Annotated in this window: 19 protein-coding genes; 13 read left to right on the forward strand and 6 right to left on the reverse strand. The window is 72.2% G+C overall.

Going from position 1 to position 19,555, the window contains the following annotated elements; all coding sequences use genetic code 11:
* Positions 1-130: 130 nt before the first annotated feature.
* From ACIGG8_RS19110 to ACIGG8_RS19135, 6 genes are all read left to right on the forward strand, one after another.
* Positions 131-481 carry a hypothetical protein gene (locus ACIGG8_RS19110; RefSeq protein WP_350525702.1) on the forward strand — a complete coding sequence of 117 codons (351 nt, stop codon included), beginning with the start codon at positions 131-133 and terminating at the stop codon, positions 479-481.
* A gap of 167 nt (positions 482-648) precedes the next feature.
* Positions 649-1,467, forward strand: a complete 819-nt coding sequence (locus tag ACIGG8_RS19115; protein ID WP_396549286.1) for a hypothetical protein — start codon at positions 649-651, stop codon at positions 1,465-1,467.
* Positions 1,468-1,546: 79 nt separating this feature from the next.
* On the forward strand, positions 1,547-2,734 hold the full coding sequence (locus ACIGG8_RS19120; RefSeq protein ID WP_396549288.1) for a hypothetical protein: 1,188 nt from the start codon (positions 1,547-1,549) through the stop codon (positions 2,732-2,734).
* Positions 2,735-2,741: 7 nt separating this feature from the next.
* Positions 2,742-4,316, forward strand: a complete 1,575-nt coding sequence (locus tag ACIGG8_RS19125) for an SCO6880 family protein (protein WP_396549290.1) — start codon at positions 2,742-2,744, stop codon at positions 4,314-4,316.
* A 57-nt stretch (positions 4,317-4,373) separates the two neighbouring features.
* A complete protein-coding gene (locus ACIGG8_RS19130; protein WP_396549292.1) occupies positions 4,374-5,723 on the forward strand; it encodes an ATP-binding protein in 1,350 nt (449 codons plus the stop codon).
* 186 nt (positions 5,724-5,909) lie between these two features.
* Positions 5,910-7,709 carry a bifunctional metallophosphatase/5'-nucleotidase gene (locus tag ACIGG8_RS19135; RefSeq protein WP_396549294.1) on the forward strand — a complete coding sequence of 600 codons (1,800 nt, stop codon included), beginning with the start codon at positions 5,910-5,912 and terminating at the stop codon, positions 7,707-7,709.
* A gap of 92 nt (positions 7,710-7,801) precedes the next feature.
* Here the strand turns inward: ACIGG8_RS19135 and ACIGG8_RS19140 are convergent, their stop codons facing one another.
* The 5 genes from ACIGG8_RS19140 to ACIGG8_RS19160 form a co-directional block, all read right to left on the reverse strand.
* A complete protein-coding gene (locus ACIGG8_RS19140) occupies positions 7,802-9,328 on the reverse strand; it encodes a sensor histidine kinase (RefSeq protein ID WP_396549296.1) in 1,527 nt (508 codons plus the stop codon).
* Positions 9,325-10,095, reverse strand: coding sequence for a response regulator transcription factor (locus ACIGG8_RS19145; protein ID WP_350525696.1), 771 nt, complete (start codon positions 10,093-10,095; stop codon positions 9,325-9,327). Before ACIGG8_RS19145 ends, ACIGG8_RS19140 begins: the two co-directional genes overlap by 4 nt.
* A 68-nt stretch (positions 10,096-10,163) precedes the next feature.
* Complete coding sequence (locus ACIGG8_RS19150) at positions 10,164-11,318, reverse strand: S1C family serine protease (protein WP_396549298.1); 1,155 nt, start codon at positions 11,316-11,318, stop codon at positions 10,164-10,166.
* Between the two features lie 185 nt (positions 11,319-11,503).
* On the reverse strand, positions 11,504-12,565 hold the full coding sequence (locus ACIGG8_RS19155) for a LacI family DNA-binding transcriptional regulator (protein WP_396549300.1): 1,062 nt from the start codon (positions 12,563-12,565) through the stop codon (positions 11,504-11,506).
* A 125-nt stretch (positions 12,566-12,690) separates the two neighbouring features.
* Positions 12,691-13,422, reverse strand: a complete 732-nt coding sequence (locus ACIGG8_RS19160; protein WP_396549302.1) for a response regulator transcription factor — start codon at positions 13,420-13,422, stop codon at positions 12,691-12,693.
* A gap of 708 nt (positions 13,423-14,130) precedes the next feature.
* Here ACIGG8_RS19160 and ACIGG8_RS19165 point away from each other — a divergent pair.
* The 7 genes from ACIGG8_RS19165 (at position 14,131) to ACIGG8_RS19195 (ending at position 19,017) form a co-directional block, all read left to right on the forward strand.
* Positions 14,131-14,424: a MoaD/ThiS family protein gene (locus ACIGG8_RS19165; protein WP_350525692.1), complete on the forward strand. Its 294-nt coding sequence runs from the start codon at positions 14,131-14,133 to the stop codon at positions 14,422-14,424.
* 5 nt (positions 14,425-14,429) lie between these two features.
* Complete coding sequence (locus ACIGG8_RS19170) at positions 14,430-15,947, forward strand: hypothetical protein (protein WP_396549305.1); 1,518 nt, start codon at positions 14,430-14,432, stop codon at positions 15,945-15,947.
* A gap of 188 nt (positions 15,948-16,135) precedes the next feature.
* Positions 16,136-16,870 (forward strand): DUF2993 domain-containing protein, encoded by a 735-nt coding sequence (locus tag ACIGG8_RS19175; protein WP_350525690.1) that lies wholly within the window; start codon positions 16,136-16,138, stop codon positions 16,868-16,870.
* Between the two features lie 273 nt (positions 16,871-17,143).
* Positions 17,144-17,224, forward strand: coding sequence for an Ms5788A family Cys-rich leader peptide (locus tag ACIGG8_RS19180; protein ID WP_350517234.1), 81 nt, complete (start codon positions 17,144-17,146; stop codon positions 17,222-17,224).
* A gap of 234 nt (positions 17,225-17,458) precedes the next feature.
* On the forward strand, positions 17,459-18,292 hold the full coding sequence (locus ACIGG8_RS19185; protein WP_396549307.1) for a sulfurtransferase: 834 nt from the start codon (positions 17,459-17,461) through the stop codon (positions 18,290-18,292).
* A gap of 38 nt (positions 18,293-18,330) precedes the next feature.
* On the forward strand, positions 18,331-18,621 hold the full coding sequence (locus ACIGG8_RS19190) for a DUF1416 domain-containing protein (RefSeq protein ID WP_030059605.1): 291 nt from the start codon (positions 18,331-18,333) through the stop codon (positions 18,619-18,621).
* 123 nt (positions 18,622-18,744) lie between these two features.
* Positions 18,745-19,017, forward strand: coding sequence for a DUF3099 domain-containing protein (locus ACIGG8_RS19195; protein WP_350525688.1), 273 nt, complete (start codon positions 18,745-18,747; stop codon positions 19,015-19,017).
* A 37-nt stretch (positions 19,018-19,054) separates the two neighbouring features.
* Here the strand turns inward: ACIGG8_RS19195 and ACIGG8_RS19200 are convergent, their stop codons facing one another.
* A complete protein-coding gene (locus ACIGG8_RS19200; RefSeq protein WP_350525687.1) occupies positions 19,055-19,417 on the reverse strand; it encodes a DsrE family protein in 363 nt (120 codons plus the stop codon).
* Between the last annotated feature and the right edge of the window lie 138 nt (positions 19,418-19,555).

The following is a 19,555-nucleotide window of genomic DNA, read 5'->3' on the forward strand; positions in this document are numbered from 1 at the left end:
TCCGATGCCTCACGACCAATCCGCGAGAAGTAGCCAAGTCGACATCAGATCTGGCCAAGAATAGGCACCGACCCTTCGCGCGGGCGGGGTCCGGGCCCTTGAATTTGCCTGATCGGGCGGTGAGATGGAAATGAACCTGAGCAGCGTGCACACCTATGCGGTCGGCCACCTGGCCGATGACCCACCGAAGAAGCCGAATATCGACACCATCATCGGCGGGATCGCCCCGGACTGGGGCCCGTTCGCGAGCCTCGGGTCGGAGGCCCGGGTGATGGTCGAGGTCATCATGGCCGTCGCCATCCTCGTCTGCCTCGGCCTGGCCGTCTGGGGCGCCGCCAAGCAGCGGATCGGTGCGACCGCGATGCGCGACAGCTTCGGAGCCGAACAGGGCAAGGGGCTGATCGTGGCCGGACTGACCGGCGTGTTCATCATCGGATCACTGGGCACTCTGTTCACCATTGTCTACGGCATGGCGATCTGACGATCGGACAGCAGTAGTCCGCCCGTCCGCGGTCGGGTCCCCGTCCGGACCCCCTCCAGCGGCCGGCCTGCCAGGACTCCACCCCCGTTCCCACCCTCCGTCCGCGCCCGCCCCCGGGTGGAGGGCCCCCGGAGCCGCCCCCGGCTCCCCGCACCAGGAGGGCCGCCGTGCCGTTGTCCGACGACCAGCCGCACACCCGTACGCGGCTACCGGTCGGCGAACAGCCCTCCCCGCAGCCGAGCCTCCGTCAGTCACGACCGCTGCGAACCCTGCTGACCGTCCTCGTCGTCGTCACCCTGCTCGTCGTGGCCATCGCCATCGCCAACCGCGGCAAGCCCGGCACCGGCAGCGACGGCGGCCGCTCCGCCGACCACGCCACCCCCAGCGCACCCTCCGGCGCCGGCCCCGCCCCCAGTGGCGACCAGCCCGTCGGCACCACCGTCAACGGCATCGCCTCCGGCTTCCCGCACAGCGACCAGGGCGCCCAGTCCGCCGCGGCCAACTACGCGGTGGCGATCGGCTCGGCGGACATGTTCCGCGCGGACAGCCGCCACACCATCGTCGCCACCATCGCCGACCCCGGCGCGGCGCCGACCCTGCAGAGCCGACTGGACCAGGGCTTCGGCGGCGACACCGTCGCCCGCTACGGCCTCGACGCCCAGGGCCGCGCCCCCCAGGGCCTCACCTTCGTCAGCCGCACCGTCCCGGTCGGCACCAAGTCGACCGGCTACACCGACAGCGACGCCAAGGTCGAGGTGTGGTGCACCGGCCTCACCGGCCTCGCCGGCGAGCGCTCCGTCCAGCCGGTGACCACGAACTGGTTCACCCTCACGCTCTCGTTGCACTGGACGGGCGGCGACTGGAAGCTCACCGACTTCACTCGGAAGTCAGGCCCGGCTCCCATGCCGGGCGACCAGCAGGCGGCCACAGCGGATGAGATCGCCGGATCAGCAGAGCAGTTCGGAGGGTTCCGCTATGCGCGTTGACGGTGCGGTCGGGAGACGGCTCCCTCGATTCGGCCGGGTCGTCACGGCCTTCGCTCTCGTGCAGGCCACAGTCATCGGCATGGCGTCCCGGGCCTTCGCGGACCCGACTCCCAGCCCGTCGGGCAGCAACAACTGCGATGTCCTGCCGCTGCCCGGCAGCGACGTCTACTGCGCCTCCAAGCCTGGGGGATCGGTGCCCGGCGGTGCCGTCAGCAATGTGACCGATCCGCTCGGGGCGTTGGCGAAGAGCTGTGCGCAGGCGGCGGCGTGGGTGGTGCGGAACCTGTCGGGGGCGATCGACGGGACGACGCAGGTGGACTTCACCAACGCGTCGTTCCTGCAGCAGTACGCCGTGGTGTTCGCGGTGTCGACGGTGATCACGCTGGTGCTGTGGCTGCTGGCGGTGACGAAGCGGGCCGTGCGGGGGGCGCCGCTGACGACGGCGTTCTCGGAGGCGATCGGCTTCCTGTGGCTGACGGTGGTGGCGTCCGCGTTCACGCCGTTGATCCTCTACACCGTGGTGAGCGTGACGGACGGGCTGACCAAGGCGATCGCGGTCGGCACGAAGACGGACACCGGGTCGTACCTGGGCGGGTTCGCGGACACCCTGGAGAAGGGGAACGTCGGCGGCGGTCCGCTGATCCTGGTGCTGGTGTCGCTGGTCGCGGTGCTGGCGGCGGCGGTGCTCTGGATCGAGCTGCTGATCCGGGCGGCGATGCTGTACGTGGGCGCGCTGCTGGGGACGGCGGTGTACGCCGGGCTGGTCGACAAGCAGCTGTGGAAGCACGTGCGCCGGTGGGCCGGGGTGATGCTGGCGGTGGACCTGGCGAAGCCGATCATCGTGATCATCCTGGGCCTGGCGGGCGCGGTGGCGAGCGGGGCCGGGGCGAGCGACGACTTCGCCCGGGTGCTGTCGGGGCTGGCGATCCTGTTCCTGTCGATCTTCGCCAGTGCCGCGATCTACCGCTTCGTGCCGGGCTTCGGCGACGAGATCCTGAACATGCGCCAGGCCCGGGCCAATGCGGTGCAGGCGGGTTCGGCGATGATCAACGGTACCGCGAACCTGATGAAGCAGGGCATCACCACCCACGGCGACCGCGGCGGGCCGGCGGGCGCGGGTGGCGGCGGTGGTGGCGCGGGCGGCGGTTCGGTCGCGCCGGGCATCGCCGCCCACGCCGGCCGGACGCCCGCCCCGCCGCCGCAGGCCGGCCCGCCGCAGGCCGCCCCGGTTCCGATCCGCGACAGCAATCCAGCGAAGGGAGGGTGACGGGTAAGTGAGCAGCGAACCGCTCGGCCAGTACGGTGCCCAGTACGCCCAGCCGTACGTGCACCAGCGCCGCACCTACCTGATCGGCAAGGCCCGCCCGAACGCGCCGATCGGCCGGAACCGGGAGTCCGGCGAGATCCTGCTGATCATCTTCGGGGCGTTCCTCGGCATGCTCTGGGGCCTGTTGATGCCCATCCTGCCGCTGCGGATCGGCGGTCTGCTCGGCCTGCCGGTGCTCGCCATCGCGGCGGTGTACGTGCCGTACCGCAAGCGGACGTTCTACAAGTGGGTGGAGATCAACCGGACCTACCGCCGGACGATCCGCAGCGGGCGGGCGGTGTGGCGCTCGGACGTGATGGACGCCGGCACCCGGATGGACGGCCGGGAGGTGGAGGTCGGGCCGCCGCCCGGAGTCGGGCGGCTGCGCTGGCTGACCGCGCCGTTCGGGCCGGACGAGGTCGGGGTGCTGATGCACCTGGAGCGGCGGACGGTGACGGCCGCGATCGAGATCGAGGGCCCGGGCGTCGGGCTGCGCGACTCGGAGGACCAGGAGGCGTTGGTCGACCGGTTCGGCACGCTGCTGAAGCACGTCGCCAACGGGGACGGCTTCGTGACCCGGCTGCAGATCCTGGCCCGGACCCTGCCGGCTGACCCGGACGCGCACGCCAAGGACGTGGAGCGCCGCGGCGATCCGTCCTCGCCCCGCTGGCTGCAGGACTCCTACGACCAGCTGCAGTCGATGGTGTCGACGTCGTCCGAGCAGCACCGGGCGTACCTGGTGGCCTGCATGCACTACACCCGTGACCTGGCCGCAGAGGCGCACGCGATGGGCCGCACGGCCACCGGCCGGCGGGCCCGGGACGACGAGGGGCTGGCCGCCGTGATGGCGCGCGAGCTGACCGACATCTGCGCCCGGCTGGCCGAGGCGGACATCCGGGTGCGCCAGCCGCTGGGCCAGGCCCGGCTCTCCTCGCTGCTGCACTCGATGTACGACCCGGACCACCCGATCGACCACATCCAGGCGATGTCCCGGCGCAACGCCTGGCCGGCCGAGCTGGACGCGACCAACCCGCAGTACCTGGAGGCGAAGACCCGCGAGTCGGCGACTCGGGAGCCGTGGTGCCACGCCACCGCCTGGATCAAGGAGTGGCCGCTCACCCCGGTGGGCGTCAACTTCCTGGCGCCGCTGCTGGTGCACACCCCGGACGTGATCCGGACGGTCGCGGTGACGATGGACCTGGAGCCCACCGACGTCGCGATCGAGCGGATGCTGACCGAGAAGACCAACGACGAGGCGGAGGCCAGCCGCGCCGCCAAGATGAACCGGACGGTCGACCCGCGCGACCTGGCCCACACCGGCCGGGTGGACCAGCGCGGTGACGACCTGGCCTCCGGTGCGGCCGGGGTGAACCTGGTCGGCTACATCACGGTCTCCTCGCGCAACCCCGACGCGCTGGCCCGCGACAAGCGGACCATCCGGGCCTCGGCCGGCAAGAGCTACCTCAAGCTGGAGTGGTGCGACCGCGAGCACCACCGGGCCTTCGTCAACACCCTTCCGTTCGCCACCGGCATCCGCCGCTGACGCCGCCGCGGACCTCCGCACCCGTCCGACCGTTCCGCCGACTCAGGGAGGCCGCACATGGCGCTCGGCAACCTCACCGACGCGTTCACCAGCCTGATGTTCGGCAAGGTGGAGACCACCCGCCTGCCGGTGCGCACCTCCACCGGCCAGGCGCAGGCGGTCTACCTGCCCACCGCCGCGCCGGGGCTGGGCGACTCGGGCGTGATCATCGGCCGTGAGGTGTACAGCGGCAAGGGGTACGTGTACGACCCCTTCCAGCTGTACGGGCAGCAGCTGCCGGCTCCGCACTGGCTGGTGCTCGGCGAGTCCGGCAACGGCAAGTCGGCGCTGGAGAAGACGTACGTGCTACGGCAGTTGAGGTTCCGCGACCGCCAGGTCGTGGTGCTCGACGCGCAGGGCGAGGACGGCGTCGGCGAGTGGAACCTGATCGCCGACGCGCTGGGCATAAAGTCGATCCGGCTGGACCCGATGGCCGCCCGGGACGGCGGGGTGAAGCTCAACCCGCTGGACCCGGCGATCACCCAGACCGGCCAGCTCTCGTTGCTGCGCACCATCATCGAGGTGGCGATGGGGCGCGGGCTGGAGGAGCGGGCCGGCTTCGCGCTGAAGGCGGCGCACGCCCACGTGGTGGCCTCGGTGACGGACCGCCAGCCGGTGCTGGACGACATCATCGACACCCTGCGCAACCCCGACCTGTCTTCGGTGGAGTCGCTGGGCGTGGCGGTGGAGGAGGTGCAGTCCTGGGGCCTGGACGTGGCGCTGGTGCTGGACCGGCTGGTCGACGGTGACCTGCGCGGCATGTTCGACGGGTCGACCACCGAGGGCATCGACCTGGACGCGCCGCTGATCGTCTTCGACCTCTCGCACATCGACCGCAACTCGATCGCGATGCCGATCCTGATGGCGATCGTCGGGGTGTGGCTGGAGCACACCTGGATCCGACCGGACCGGAAGAAGCGCATCTTCCTGGTCGAGGAGGCCTGGCACATCATCAACAGCCCGTTCGTGGCGCAGCTGTTCCAGCGGCTGCTGAAGTTCGGCCGCCGGCTCGGGCTCTCCTTCGTCGCGGTGGTGCACCACCTGTCGGACGTGGTGGACGGTGCGGCGGCCAAGGAGGCGTCGGCGATCCTGAAGATGGCCTCCACCCGGACGATCTACATGCAGAAGGCCGAGGAGGCGCGGGCCACCGGCCGGGTGCTGGGTCTGCCGCGGTGGGCGGTGGAGATCATTCCCACACTTTCGCCGGGCATCGCGGTCTGGGACGTCAACGGGAACGTCCAGGTGGTCAAACACATCATCACCGAGACCGAGCGACCGCTGGTGTACACCGACCGCGCGATGACCGAGGACGCGGTGGCCGAACGGGTGCGCGCGGAGCGGCACTTGGCCGCCGAGCCGGGGGTCTGAGGCCCGCCCCTGCGCAGTCTCCGCACCCCGCGGACGGCGACGGTTCGTCAGGAGGTAATCCTCTCGTTACGTTCGACGTCCTGACAGCTACGCGCGTTGACCCTAGGCTTCACACGCGCAACACATGCCCGTACGCCGATGCTGTCCCACAGCCGGTGCTCCTCCGAGGTGCAGGGGACCCCTCTCATGCTCACCGTCAGATCCCGACGGACGGCGCTCGCCGTCGTCGCCGCCGCTGGTCTGCTCGGCACGGTGGTCGTGCCGACGGCCGCCCAGGCCGCCGACGCCAACTCCAAGCGTCACAAGACCGTCAACCTCCAGCTGCTGGCGATCAACGACTTCCACGGCAACCTGGAGCCTCCGGCCGGCTCGTCCGGCACGATCAAGGAGATCGACCCGGCCACCGGCAAGGAGGTCGCCACCCCGGCCGGCGGCATCGAGTACCTGGCCACCGAGCTGCGCAAGGCGCGGATACCGGCCGACGACTCGATCACCGTCGCGGCCGGCGACATCGTCGGCGCCAGCCCCCTCACCTCGGCGCTCTTCCACGACGAGCCGACCATCGAGGCGATGGACAAGCTCGGCCTGGACGTCACCTCCGTGGGCAACCACGAGTTCGACGAGGGCGCGCAGGAGCTGCTGCGCATGCAGGAGGGCGGCTGCCACCCGACCGACGGCTGCTACGAGCCTGGCCGCACCTTCAAGGGCGCCAACTTCAACTACCTGTCGGCGAACGTCACCGACGAGAAGACCGGCAAGCCGCTGCTGGCCCCGTACTGGATCACCAAGTCCCAGGGCGTGAAGGTCGGCTTCATCGGCGTCACCCTGGAGGGCACGCCGAACATCGTGACCGCCGAGGGCGTCAAGGGCCTGAAGTTCGCCAACGAGGTCACCACGATCAACAAGTACGCCGCCGAGCTCAAGGCCAAGGGCGTCAACTCGATCGTCGCGCTGATCCACGAGGGCGGCTACCCGGCCAGCTCCGTCTACAACTACGACTGCGGTGCGGCCGGCCAGGGCGTCTCCGGCCCGATCGTCGACATCGCGAAGAAGATCGACCCGGCGGTCGGCGCCATCGTCACCGGCCACACCCACAACGCGTACGCCTGCACCATCCCCGACCCGAACGGCGTTCCGCGCTCGGTGACCAGTGCCGCCTCCTTCGGCCGGCTCTTCACCGAGATCGACATGAAGCTGGACAAGACCACCGGCGAGATCGTGCGCCCCTCGGTCAAGGCCGAGAACCACGTGGTGCGCCGCACGGTCGAGAAGGCGCCCGACATGACGGCGCTGGTCGAGCACTACCAGAAGCTGGCCGCCCCGATCGCCAACCGTCCGATCGGCTGGATCGGTTCGGACATCAACGGCCGCGGCAGCAGCGACCTGGAGAAGCCGCTCGGTGACGTGATCGCCGACGCGCAGCTGGCGGGGCTGACCCCGGCCGACAAGGGCGGTGCGCAGGTCGCCTTCATGAACCCGGGCGGCATCCGTTCCGACCTGGTCTACAAGGCCTCGGGCAGCGAGGGCGACGGCGTGGTGACCTACGGCGAGGCGTTCACCGTCCAGCCGTTCACCAACATGATGCAGGTCAAGACGCTGACCGGGGCCCAGCTGGTCCAGCTGCTCCAGCAGCAGGTGAGCGGCTCCAACGACGCCGCGCCGAAGGTCCTCCAGGGGTCGTCGAACCTGCACTACACCCTGGACATGCGCAAGACCGGCGCGGACCGGGTCCTGGTGGACTCGATCCGGCTGAACGGCGCGCCGGTCGACCCGGCTGCCAAGTACCGCGTCGCGGCCAACGAGTTCCTGGCCGGCGGCGGCGACGGCTTCCCGGCCTTCGCGGCCGGCACCGACAAGCTCGTCGGCGCCTCCGACCTGGACCTCTTCACGGCCTACCTGGGTGCCCACAGCTCGGCGAGCGCGCCGCTGCAGGCCCCGGCGCAGGACCGGATCAAGATCATCGGCCCGGGCAGCGACATCGACTGACCGTGAGCCGGCCCTGAGGGGCGGGTGGGGCGCTGTCGGGGCGCCCCACCCGCCCCTTTCCCTGTCCGGGGCCGCTCCGGCTCGGGGCGGGCCTACTCGGGGGCGGGGCCGCCGGGCAGCCGGACGGTGGCCAGCGCGCCCGGACCGCCGTCCGCGGCCGGGCCGAGGGTGACCTCGCCGCCCGCCTCCCGGACGCTCTGCGCGACGATCGACAGCCCGAGGCCCGAGCCCGGCAGCTGCCGCGAGGACGGCGAACGCCAGAACCGGTCGAAGACGTACTGGAGCTCGTCCGGCGGGATGCCCGGGCCGTGGTCCCGGACGGTCAACACGCCCTGCTGCAAACGGACTTCGACCGTCCCCCCGGGCGGGCTGTACTTGACCGCGTTGTCCAGCAGGTTGATCACGGCCCGCTCCAGCCCGGCGGCGTCGCCGTGCACGTACCAGGGCTCGGTGCTCGTCTCGAAGACCAGACCCGGGCCGCGCAGCTTCGCCCGCTCCACGGCCCGCCCGGCGATCTCGTGCAGGGCGACGACGGCGAGGTTCGGGCCCGCCTTGGGGGAGTCGGGCCGGGAGAGCTGCAGCAGGTCGCCGATCAGGACGGTGAGTTCCTGCATCTGCGCCTTCATGTTGCCGAGCAGCTTGGTCTTGGTCGCCGGGGGGAGCGGGCGACCGGTGTCGTTGCTGCGGATCAGCAGGTCGACGTTGGTGCGCAGCGAGGTGAGCGGCGTCCGCAGCTCGTGGCCCGCGTCGGCGATCAGCCGGGTCTGCCGCTCGCGGGAGTTGGCGAGCGAGGTGCTCATCGAGTTGAACGAGGTGGAGAGCCGGGCGATCTCGTCGTGCCCGTGGACGGGGATGGTGGTCCCGACCTCCTCGGTCCGGGCGATGTGCTCGACGGCGTCGGTGAGTTGGTCGACCGGCTTCAGGGCGGAGCGGGCGACCAGGCGGCCGGCGATGGCGGCGAGGAGGATGCCGCCGACGGAGACGGATCCGAGGAGGATGGCGAGGCCCTGGAGGGATTCCTCGACGGACTGGGTGGGAGTGGCCACCATCACGACGACCGGCACCAGGTACCTGGGGTCGTTGGTGAGCCGGACCAGTGCGGGATCCCCGTTGGTGAACCGGCCCTCCCGGATGATCGACTGGCCGGGTTTGATACGGAATACGGCGGTGTCCCCCGGCACGGTGACGATCGCCTTGGTCGCGCCGGGGGGCAGGCAGACCCCCTTCCCCTCTGCGAGGAACTGGGTGTCCCGGGGGGCCGCTCCGCTGATCTCCTGAAGACTGCTGACGGGTTGGTGATCCAGGGCCTGTTCCGGGGTGCCGTAGCAGTTGAGACCGGCTCCCCGGGGAGGCATGGGCAGCGGTGCGCTGGCCAGATCAGCCCGGACCTGGTTGTAGAGCTGCTTCTCCACGATGAACCAGCACGCCAGCGCCGACAGTGCGATGGCCACCGCCACCGCCGCCGCGCTCAGGAAGGTGAGGCGGCTGCGCAGCGAGCGGGAGCGGAGCCAGTGGACCAGGCGCCGTCGGCGGCCGGGGGCGCGGGGCGGGGCCAGGGGCGGGGGCGGGACGTTGCCGCTCCGGACGCCGTGCTCGGCCCGCTCGGCGTGCTCGTTCACGCGCCGACGCCGGCGGCCGCGCGCAGGGCGTAGCCGACGCCGCGCACGGTCTGGATCAGACGGGGCATGCCGCCCTGCTCGGTCTTGCGGCGCAGGTACATCACGTACACGTCCAGGGAGTTGGAGGAGGGCTCGAAGTCGAAGCCCCAGACCGCCTTGAGGATCTGCTCCCGGGTGAGGACCTGGCGGGGGTGGGAGAGGAACATCTCCAGCAGCATGAACTCGGTGCGGGTGAGTTCGATGGGCTTGCCGGCCCGGGTGACCTCGCGGGTGGCGGTGTTCATCCGCAGGTCGGCGAAGGAGAGCACCTCGCTCTCGTCCTCGGCGGCGGCGCGGGCGGCGGCCTCGGCGGCGAGGGCGTTGCGGCGCAGCAGGGCCCGGACGCGGGCGAGGAGTTCGTCGAGCTCGAAGGGCTTGGCGAGGTAGTCGTCGGCGCCGACGTCGAGGCCGGTGACGCGGTCGCCGACGGCGTCGCGGGCGGTGAGCATCAGCACCGGGACGGTGTCGCCGCGCGAGCGCATCCGGCGGACGGCGGTGAGGCCGTCCATCCGGGGCATCATGATGTCCAGCAGGACGAGGTCGGGCCGTTCGCGTTCGACGGTTTCCAGGGCTTCGTAGCCGTCGGTGGCGGTGGAGACCTCGTAGCCCTCGAAGGCGAGGCTGCTCTCCAGGGCGTCCCGGAGGGCGGGTTCGTCGTCGACCACGAGGAGCCGGGCGGCGGGGTGGCCGGGCTCGGCGGGGGTGCGGTCGTCGGCGGACGGGGTCATGGGCGGGTGCCCTTTCTCGTCGGGTGGAGGGCCTGCTGGGGCCAATTGTCCGTCGTAGGGATTGTGGCTTACAGGTTCTGTCCGGCTTCGAGCTTCGGCAGAGCCTGCTTGATGTCGTTCATCGGGATGGCGAAGCCGAGGCCGACGCTGCCGGCCGAGCTGCTGCCGCCGGAGCCGTTGCCGTTGCCGCTGGGTGCGTACATCGCCGAGTTGATGGCGATGACCTGGCCGTTGGCGTTGATCAGCGGGCCGCCGGAGTTGCCGGGGTTGAGGGCGGCGTCGGTCTGGAAGGCCTTGTAGGTGGTGCTGCTGCCGGACTGCGGGGCGGTGCCGCGGGTGCCGGGCAGGAAGGGGAGGCCGAAGCCGCCGTTGGTGCTGGTGCTGCCCTCGTCGAGCTGGACGGTGACGTCGCGGTTCTCGGCGCTGATGATGCCGGAGGTGACGGTGCCGGTGAGCCCGTCGGGGTTGCCGATGGCGACGACCGGGTCGCCGACGGCCACGGAGGAGGAGTCGCCGAGGACGGCGGGGGTGAGGTTGCCGGCGCCGGTGGCGGTGATGACGGCGATGTCGAGGGCCTTGTCGGTGCCGGTGACGGTGGCCTGGGCGGTGGAGCCGTCCTTGAAGGTCACGGTGATCCGGCCGCCGGCGCCGACGGTGTCGATCACGTGGTAGTTGGTGAGGATCCGGCCGTCCTTGTCCAGGACGACGCCGGTGCCGGTGGCGGTGCCGTTGCCGCTCTTCACGGTGATCTGGACGACGCTGGGCGAGACGGCGGAGGCGATGGCCGGCACGTCGGCGCTGCCGTCGCTGCGGGCGGAGACCGGGCTGGCGACGGTGGCGACCCGGGTGTCGGCGGACTGCCGGTCGGCAGCGACCACCCCACCGGTGACCCCGCCGAGGACGGCGGCGACCGCGGCGACGGCGGTCACCAGGGCGAGTCGGCCGCGCAGCAGGCCGCTGCGGGCCCGGCTGCGGCGGCCGTGGCCGTCGGGACCGTCGGGGGAGCCGGGGCCGAGCAGGGTCGGCGGCTCGGGCGGGATGGGCGGGGGAGGCGGCGGTCCGTCGAAGCTGCCGCCGGAGTGGTCCTCGTGGTACGCGTACCCGGCCGGGTCGGTGCTGCCCGCGGGGCCGCTGCCGAGCACGGTGCCCTCGATCACCCGGGGCTCGTAGGGGCCGTACTGGTCGCGGTACCGGTCGTCGGGGTGCTGCTGCTGTTCGCTCATGCCGACCAAGCTCCGCCCGGTGGATGAGGACCGGATGAGAACCGGCTCAGAACGGGGCGAGAAGCCCGTTGGGTTCTCATAAAGCCTGGTCAGGCACCCTGCGGAGCGGAATCGACGGCTCCGGGCGCGCCCCGGCCCGACCCGCCGCTCGGGTCCGCGTGCTACCTGCCGGTCTTCTGCGCCCGCTACTGCGCGGCGGTGCCCGCCCCCGGGGCCTCCCCGTCGCAGCCGCAGGAGCGGCGGATGACCAGGCGGGAGGGGAACTTGCGGACCCGCTCGGTGTCCGAACCGGGCACCATCAGCGAGTCGTCCAGCACCAGGTCCACGGCGGCCCGGGCCATCGCGTCGCGGTCGGAGGCGACGGTGGTCAGCGGCGGGTCGGCGAGCGCGGCCTCCGGCACGTCGTCGAAGCCGGCGACGGCGAGGTCCTCGGGGACGCGCAGGCCGACCTCGCGGGCGGCCCGCAGCACGCCGATGGCCTGGTCGTCGGTGGAGCAGAAGACCGCCCGCGGCCGGTCCGGCGAGCTCAGTACGGAGAGGGCGACCTCGTAGGCGCCGTAGCGGTGGAAGGGCGCGTCGATCAGGTGCGGCTCGGTGGGGACGCCGTGCGCGTCCATGGCGCGCTGCCAGCCCTCGACGTGGTCGATGACCGGGTCGCCGGGGGCGGGGGACTCGACCGGGCCGCCGAAGCAGGCGACGTACGGGTGTCCGTGCACCTCCAGCAGGTGGCGGACGACGGCCTCGGCGCCGCCCACGTCGTCGGTGACCACCGCGACGTCGTCGATCGCCTCGGGGCGGCGGTGCAGCAGCACCACCTTGGCGCCCTCCATCGCGGCGAACTCCTCCGCGGCACGCTGCGAGGGGCCCTGGCTGACCAGGATCAGGCCGGAGACGCGCATGCCGAGGAAGGCGCGGACGTAGTGGACCTCGCGGTCGTCCACGTAGTCGGAGTTGCCGATCAGCACGAGCTTGCCGCGCTCGGAGGCGGCGCGTTCCACGGCGTGCGCCATCTCGGCGAAGAAGGGCTGGCGGGCGTCCGGGACGACCATGCCGATCAGGTTGGTCCGGCGGGAGGCCATCGCCTGGGCGACGCTGTTCGGCCGGTAGCCGAGCTGCTCGATCGCCGCGAGGACCTTCTCCCGGGTCGCGGGCGCGACCGGGCGCGGTCCGTTGTTGATGACGTAGCTGACGACCGCGGTCGAGGTACCAGCCAGCCGGGCTACATCGTCGCGCGTCACTTTGGCCACGAGTGGAGTCTACGCGTGTGGTCACCGGGGCGGCAGTGGGACCGGGGGACGCCGTCGGTGGACGGCGGGCGGCTCGGGGATGAACCGGACAAGCCGGGCGGGTGACGGCCCGCCCGGCTCGCCGGTCACGCCTCCAGGGAGGCGGGGGGCCGTTGGGCCGGCTCCGGGCGCTCGCCCTTCTCGGGCTTCTCCGGGACGACGAAGCGGTAGCCGACGTTGCGCACGGTGCCGATCAGCTGCTCGTGCTCCACGCCGAGCTTGGCGCGCAGACGACGGACGTGGACGTCCACCGTCCGGGTGCCGCCGAAGTAGTCGTAGCCCCAGACCTCCTGCAGCAGCTGGGCCCGGGTGAAGACCCGGCCGGGGTGCTGGGCGAGGTACTTGAGCAGCTCGAACTCCTTGAAGGTGAGGTCGAGCGACCGGCCCTTGAGCTTCGCGGAGTAGGTGGCCTCGTCGACCGAGAGCTCGCCGTTGCGGATCTCCATCGGGCTGTCGTCGGTGGTGACCTGGAGACGGCCGAGGGCCAGCCGCAGCCGGGCCTCGACCTCGGCCGGGCCTGCGGTGTCCAGCAGGACGTCGTCGATGCCCCACTCGGCGGTGACGGCGGCCAGGCCGCCCTCGGTCACCACCAGGATCAGCGGGCAGCCGATGCCGGTGGAGCGCAGCAGCTGGCACAGGCTGCGGATCTGCGGCAGGTCGCGTCGGCCGTCGACCAGGATGACGTCCGCGCTGGGCGTGTCCACCAGGGCGGAGCCCTCGGCGGGGGCCACCCGGACGTTGTGCAGCAGCAGGCCGAGGGCGGGCAGTACCTCGGCCGACGGTTGCAGTGCGTTGGTGAGGAGGAGGAGAGAACTCATACCCGGTGGTCCCCTTTCCGGGTCGTCGCGGTCGCGTTACGGCTGCCGCCACAGCCGGATGGCGCACGTGCTGAGGGGGAGGAGAGGAGGACGGGCGCCCGGGGCGTACCGGGGGAGCGGACGGTGTGCAGGGCGAAGGAGGGGTCGGAGGAAAGGGAATGGCGGACCCGCCGGGGGTCCCGCAACCCCTGGCGCACCGTTCCTGCCCTGTCCATCACCGTGAACCCTCCGGTCTGGTTCCGGTCCCCGGGCGGCGGCCCGGTGCCCGGTGGCGACGTCCCGGCCGGCCGCGGCACGTCGTTGTGCCGCGACGGACGGGGCGGTTCCCGCGCTGCGCCGGGGGTGGGCCGACGAATCGCAAGAACGTCCGTACTGGCGTCCTGAAAGCACAAAAGGACCCGGGGGCGACTCTGCCCGGATCCCTCTTGGTGGTCGAGGATAGCCGACCTCCCGCCGCGCCGGGAGTGTTCGAATCCGGCGGTTCACCTATTTCGGGCGTGCGCCGGGTGAGCCTGGACACAGCTTCGAGCGCTGCTCCGCACCGGTGGAGCCAGGGCGATTGCCGCTCGTGGCGACGGACACGCCATCATGGGACGCACATCGGCGGCGCATCGCGGGTCCATCGTTCGGGTGGTCGGGCGGCCGCCCCGGTGGCGAGCCGGACCGGGTCACCGGGGCCGGGCGAGGACGACGAGAAGGGGTGGCCCGATGGGCGCTACCACCGAGCCCGCGAGCGGCGCCCGGGTGCGCGGGACGATCCGTTACTGGGCGGCTGCGAAGTCCGAGGCCGGGCTGGCCGAGGAGCCGTACGAGGCGGCGACCCTGGCGGAGGCGCTGGCGGCGGCCAAGGAGCGGCACGCCGACAAGCCGAAGCTCGTCCGGCTGTTCGGGCACAGCTCGTACCTGGTCGACGGCGCCCAGGTGGGCGGCCGGGACCACGCGACCGTCGCCCTGACCGAGGGCGGGACGGTCGAGGTCCTCCCGCCGTTCGCGGGAGGGTGAGCGGCGTGACCGACACGAACGACCCGAACCGCGGCCCCTACGGCGAGTGGCCGCAGCAGCCCCGGCACCCCCAGGCCCCGCAGGGGTACCCGCAGCACGGGCAGCAGCCGTACCCGCCGCAGGCTCAGCACGGGCAGCACGGGCAGCAGCCGTACCCGCCGCAGGCTCAGCACGGGCAGCACGGGCAGCAGCCGTACCCGCCGCAGGCTCCGCACGCGCAGCAGCCGCCGTACGGCTACCCGGTGGACGACGCCGCGGCGACCACGGTCCTGCCGCCCGTACCGGCGTTCGACGACGCGGCCGCGACCAGCCTGTTGCCGCCCGTTCCCGCGATGGACGACCCGGCGGCGACGACGCTGCTGCCGCCCGTCCCCGCTATGGACGACGCCGCGGCCACCACGCTGCTGCCGCCGGTGACGGCCTCCGGCTCGGTGCCCGCCGGGGCGCCGCTACACCCGGGGCAGGCTCCGGGGCGGCACCAGTCCCCGGCTCCGCAGTACCAGCCGCCGGTGCCGCAGCACGCCCAGCAGCCGCCGCAGCCGCCGCAGCCGCCGCACATGCCGCAGCAGCAGCAGCCGCAGCAGCCGCCGGCCCGGGCGCGGGCCCGGCACGCGGCTCAGGCGCCGCAGCCTGCCGCCGCGCAGCCGTCGGCGGAGGCCTTCGACCCGCCGACCATGACGCTCAAGCGCCCGCCCGCCCCCGGCCCGGTGGGTACGGCGGGCCCGCTGGGTGCCGCCGGCGCGCCGCCGTTCGCGCCCGTCCCGGCGCAGCCCCTTCCGCCCGTGCAGCCCGTGCCGCCCGCCGGTCCGGCGGGCCGGACCGGTTCTCCGATCATCGACCCGGGTCTGCAGCCGGCCCTGATCACCGCCGGCGCGGCCGCGCTGCTGGCCGGCGGCGCCGCGCTGGGGCAGGTGGCGCTGGCCCTGGTGGTCGCGCTGCTGCAGCTGCTGACGGCGGCCGGCTGGTTCCGGCTGAACGGCATGTGGCCGGCCCGGCAGGGCATCCTGCTCGCCGCGCTGGCCGGCTTCACCGCGGATGCCGCGGTGCTGCTGGCGGACTCCGATGGCGGCGTGGCGGCGGTGGTGGGCACCCTGGGCGGGTTCTTCCTGCTGGTCCTGGTGCTGCAGACGTTCCGCCCGTCGGACCCGAAGGAGCGGTTCTACGCGCTGACGGTGTTGGGCTCGGCCACCGTGGTGACGGCGCTGTGCACCATGCTGCTGCTGGCCGACTGGGTGCCGGCCGGGGTGGGCGCGGTCGCGCTGGCCACCCTGCTGGCCGCGGCGCCGCTGCCCGGCCCGAAGCAGCTCGGCCCGGTCCTGGGCCTGGTCGCGGCCGTGGCGCTGGGCCTGCTGGTGGGTGCGCCGGTGGCGCTCGGTGCGCTCGCCGGGCTGGGGGCGCTGGTCGGCCGTCGGGTCGCGGCGTACGACTTCCCGTCCCGCTTCGTGCACATGACGGCGGGCGTGGCGCTGCCGCTGGCGGTGGCCGCACCGCTGATCTGGATCGCCACCGACCTGTTGGCCTGACGCTCCTCGGCGTCGAGCCGCCCCTTACCCACGACGTCCCGCCCCGGAACCATGCTCCGGGGCGGGACGTCGTACCGTCGTGCGGGGCGGCCGCGTTCGGCGGCCGCCGCGGGACCACGAACGACGGCGAACGACCACCAGCGGACAGCAGCGAACGACCACAGCGACCGGCGACGACGGGGGACACGATGCGCGGATGGCTGAAGGCCACGATCGGCCTGGTGGTGCTCTCGGGCCTCCTGGTGGGCGCCGACCGCATCGCGGTCGGCGTGGCCGAGGACGAGGCCGCCGACCGGATCGTGCAGAGCGGCCGGATGAGCCAGCGGCCGGACGTCTCGATCGACGGCTTCCCGTTCCTCACCCAGGTGCTGTCGATGAAGCTGGACGACGTCCGGATCTCCGCCGACGGCCTGACCGTCGGCGACGGCAGCCACCAGGTCGCGCTGCACTCGTTCAAGGCCGAGCTCGCCGGGGTCAAGGTGAGCGACAGCATGAACAGCGCCACGGTGGACAGCGGCACCGGCAGCGGGGTGATCTCGTACCCGGACCTCGCGCAGCTGCTGCCCCCGGCCTCCCAGCTGCTGCACGGCACCAAGCTGCCGGTGGGCAGCAGTACGCGGCTGAGCCTGTCGTACGGCGGGCCGGGCAAGGTCAAGGCCTCGCTGGGGCCGATCGCGATCGGCGAGGGCACCGTGCACAACGACGGGAACACCGTCACGGTGGACGGCTTCCGGCTGAGCGCCCTCGCGGGGATGATGGCCGGGATCACCAACCAGCAGATCGAGCCGATGAGCTTCACGCTGGACACGCTGCCGGCCGGGCTGAAGCTGGCCGCCAAGGACGGCGACAAGGACGGCGTGACGCCGCTGCCGGAGGGCCTCCAGCTGACCTTCGACGGCAAGGGTGTCAAGCTCCTCGGCTGAGCCCCCCGTCGATCCGTCCCGTCCGGCCCGCCGTCCCGGGATCGACCCGCCGTCTGATCGCCGAAACGTTCCGCTCCGCGAGACGCGCTGTCCAGCGCGGACCGCGGAGCGGTGTCGTTTCCGCCCGTTGTGCGCCACCGGAAGGCGGCCCGGCCGGGGCGGACGGGCCGGGCAGAGGCCACGCGGAGGCCGAATCTCGCGATGCGGCTGTTTTGATCTCATTATTCGATACGCTGATGACAGCGGGCCGTCGGTGTCCCTAGCATCGTCGGCATGAAGCGACAGACGGACCTCACGAAGCGGCGGGCGGTAGACCTGTGCCGCGTGGCCGCCTGTCTGTGTCGAATGCGCTGACTCGGCATCCAGGCAGGGCAGTTGACGCTCGCCGCCGATCTTCCCGGTGACCGTACCCGGCTGTGCCCGCGGGTCGGTGCCGATGTACTCCGCAGTCTCCTGCCCGGTCGCCCCGGTCCACCCGCCCTGTCCCACCATTCGGACAGCGATTCGGACCCGCATCCGCCCGGGTGCCCCTGCAGCACCTCCTGAGCAGCACCTTCCGCCAACCGCCCTCGGATGGAGAACACCACCATGAGCCGCAGCGACGTCCTGGTCGACGCCGACTGGGTCCAGGCCCACCTGGACGACCCGAAGGTCGTCATCGTCGAGGTCGACGAGGACACCTCCGCCTACGACAAGAACCACATCCGCAACGCCGTCCGGATCGACTGGAAGAAGGACCTCCAGGACCCGGTCCGCCGCGACTTCATCGACCAGGCCGGCTTCGAGGCGCTGCTCAGCGCCAAGGGCATCGCCAACGACGACACCGTCGTCCTGTACGGCGGCAACAACAACTGGTTCGCCTCGTACGCCTACTGGTACTTCAAGCTGTACGGCCACGGCGACGTCCGCCTGCTGGACGGCGGCCGCAAGAAGTGGGAGCTCGACTCCCGCGACCTGGTCTCCGAGGTGCCGGCCCGCCCCGCCACCGAGTACACGGCGCAGGCCGCCGACTCGTCGATCCGCGCCTTCCGCGACGACGTGATCGCCGCCATCGGCAACCTCAACCTGGTCGACGTCCGCTCGCCCGACGAGTTCTCCGGCAAGCTGCTGGCCCCCGCCCACCTCCCGCAGGAGCAGTCGCAGCGCCCGGGCCACGTGCCGAGCGCCCGCAACATCCCGTGGGCCAAGAACGCCAACGACGACGGCACCTTCAAGAGCGACGACGAGCTCAAGGCCCTGTACGAGGCCGAGGGCATCGACCTGGCGAAGGACACCATCGCCTACTGCCGCATCGGCGAGCGCTCCGCGCTCACCTGGTTCGTGCTGCACGAGCTGCTCGGCCAGGAGAACGTCAAGAACTACGACGGTTCGTGGACCGAGTACGGCAGCCTGGTCGGCGTGCCGATCGAGCTCGGCAACTGAGCCCCGGCTCGACCCGTAAGTCAGAAGGGAAGACAGACATGTGCGGTGCGAAGGCCGGCGGCCCGGACCTGGCAGGAGTTGACGTGGCGAACGAGACGATCATCCAGGGTTCGGTGACCCGCGACGGTGAGCCGGTCAACGGCTACGTCCGACTGCTGGACGAGGGCGGTGAGTTCACGGCCGAGGTGCCCACCTCGGCGACCGGCCAGTTCCGGTTCTTCGCCCGCCCGGGCAAGTGGACCCTGCGCGCGCTGGTGCCGGGCCAGACCGTGGACCGTCAGGTGGTGGCCTCCCAGGGCACCGCCGTCGAGGTCGCGATCGCGGTCTGACCGGATCGGTCGATCGGAGCGGCCGACCGGGTCGCCCGCTCCGGAGCGAGCGCGTCGACCGGAGTGCGGACGACACCCCGAGGGCCCCTGCCGAGCAGGGGCCCTCGGCCGTACCGTGGAGGGGTGCAGGCAAGACGGCGGCGTCGCTACTACTTCGCCATGATGGGCGTGTGCGTGGGCCTGTTCGTCATGGCCTGGGGCGTGGTGCGGTTCTTCTCGGTGGGCGCGGCGATCGGCATGTGCCTGGTCGCGATGGTGATCCCGCCGGCCGCCGCGGTGTTCGCCAACAAGCGCGACCCGGACGACGACTGGTGGAACGACCCGCGCTGGGACGATCCGAAGTGGGACGAGCCCGGCCACGACCGGGACCGCCCCGACCACGAGCAGCGTCCGTGACCCCCGGTACGGAATCGGTCGGCGGGTGCGGGAGCGGTCAGTAGACGAGCGCCTGGACGCCGTCGGCCATGATCTCGCTGACGAAGACCTGCGCGCCCGCGATCCGGACACCCTCGACGGTGTCCTTCTGCTCGATCCCGCGCCGGGCGGCGCACTGGGTGCAGAGCGTCACCGAACCGACCGCCAGGATCGACTCCAGCAGGTCCGGCAGCGGCGCCGCGTGCGGCAGTTCGAACTCGGCGGCGCGCCCCGGCAGCGCGAACCAGGAGGACTCGCCGGTCAGCCAGAGCGAGACCTCGATCCCGCTGGCGACGGCCACCGCCGCCACCGTGAACGCCTGCGAGCACCGCTCCGGCGCGTCCGCCCCTGCGGTGACCTTGATGACCAGTTTCTTCGACATGGCGCCACCTTAGAGGTCCCGCCACCCCCGTCGGCCGTCATCCCGGGAACCCGTGGGGAAAGCTCGGGTGGCGTGGTAACCCCGGCGCGAACAGCGACGTGGTGGGGCTCACCGCGACCGGCCGGAGCCCGACGGATA

This window comes from Kitasatospora sp. NPDC085464 (genome assembly GCF_044541955.1).
In the GTDB taxonomy this organism is placed as follows: Bacteria; Actinomycetota; Actinomycetes; order Streptomycetales; family Streptomycetaceae; genus Kitasatospora.

Bases quoted from the DNA above. Each gene is read 5' to 3' on its own strand.
- ACIGG8_RS19185 (WP_396549307.1), top strand. From the start codon at position 17,459: ATGAGCCGCAGCGACGTCCTGGTCGACGCCGACTGGGTCCAGGCCCAC.
- ACIGG8_RS19145 (WP_350525696.1), bottom strand. From the start codon at position 10,095: ATGACCCCGTCCGCCGACGACCGCACCCCCGCCGAGCCCGGCCACCCC.
- ACIGG8_RS19190 (WP_030059605.1), top strand. From the start codon at position 18,331: ATGTGCGGTGCGAAGGCCGGCGGCCCGGACCTGGCAGGAGTTGACGTG.
- ACIGG8_RS19165 (WP_350525692.1), top strand. From the start codon at position 14,131: ATGGGCGCTACCACCGAGCCCGCGAGCGGCGCCCGGGTGCGCGGGACG.
- ACIGG8_RS19200 (WP_350525687.1), bottom strand. From the start codon at position 19,417: ATGTCGAAGAAACTGGTCATCAAGGTCACCGCAGGGGCGGACGCGCCG.
- ACIGG8_RS19110 (WP_350525702.1), top strand. From the start codon at position 131: ATGAACCTGAGCAGCGTGCACACCTATGCGGTCGGCCACCTGGCCGAT.
- ACIGG8_RS19130 (WP_396549292.1), top strand. From the start codon at position 4,374: ATGGCGCTCGGCAACCTCACCGACGCGTTCACCAGCCTGATGTTCGGC.
- ACIGG8_RS19160 (WP_396549302.1), bottom strand. From the start codon at position 13,422: ATGAGTTCTCTCCTCCTCCTCACCAACGCACTGCAACCGTCGGCCGAG.
- ACIGG8_RS19120 (WP_396549288.1), top strand. From the start codon at position 1,547: ATGGCGTCCCGGGCCTTCGCGGACCCGACTCCCAGCCCGTCGGGCAGC.
- ACIGG8_RS19135 (WP_396549294.1), top strand. From the start codon at position 5,910: ATGCTCACCGTCAGATCCCGACGGACGGCGCTCGCCGTCGTCGCCGCC.
- ACIGG8_RS19150 (WP_396549298.1), bottom strand. From the start codon at position 11,318: ATGAGCGAACAGCAGCAGCACCCCGACGACCGGTACCGCGACCAGTAC.
- ACIGG8_RS19175 (WP_350525690.1), top strand. From the start codon at position 16,136: ATGCGCGGATGGCTGAAGGCCACGATCGGCCTGGTGGTGCTCTCGGGC.
- ACIGG8_RS19180 (WP_350517234.1), top strand. From the start codon at position 17,144: ATGAAGCGACAGACGGACCTCACGAAGCGGCGGGCGGTAGACCTGTGC.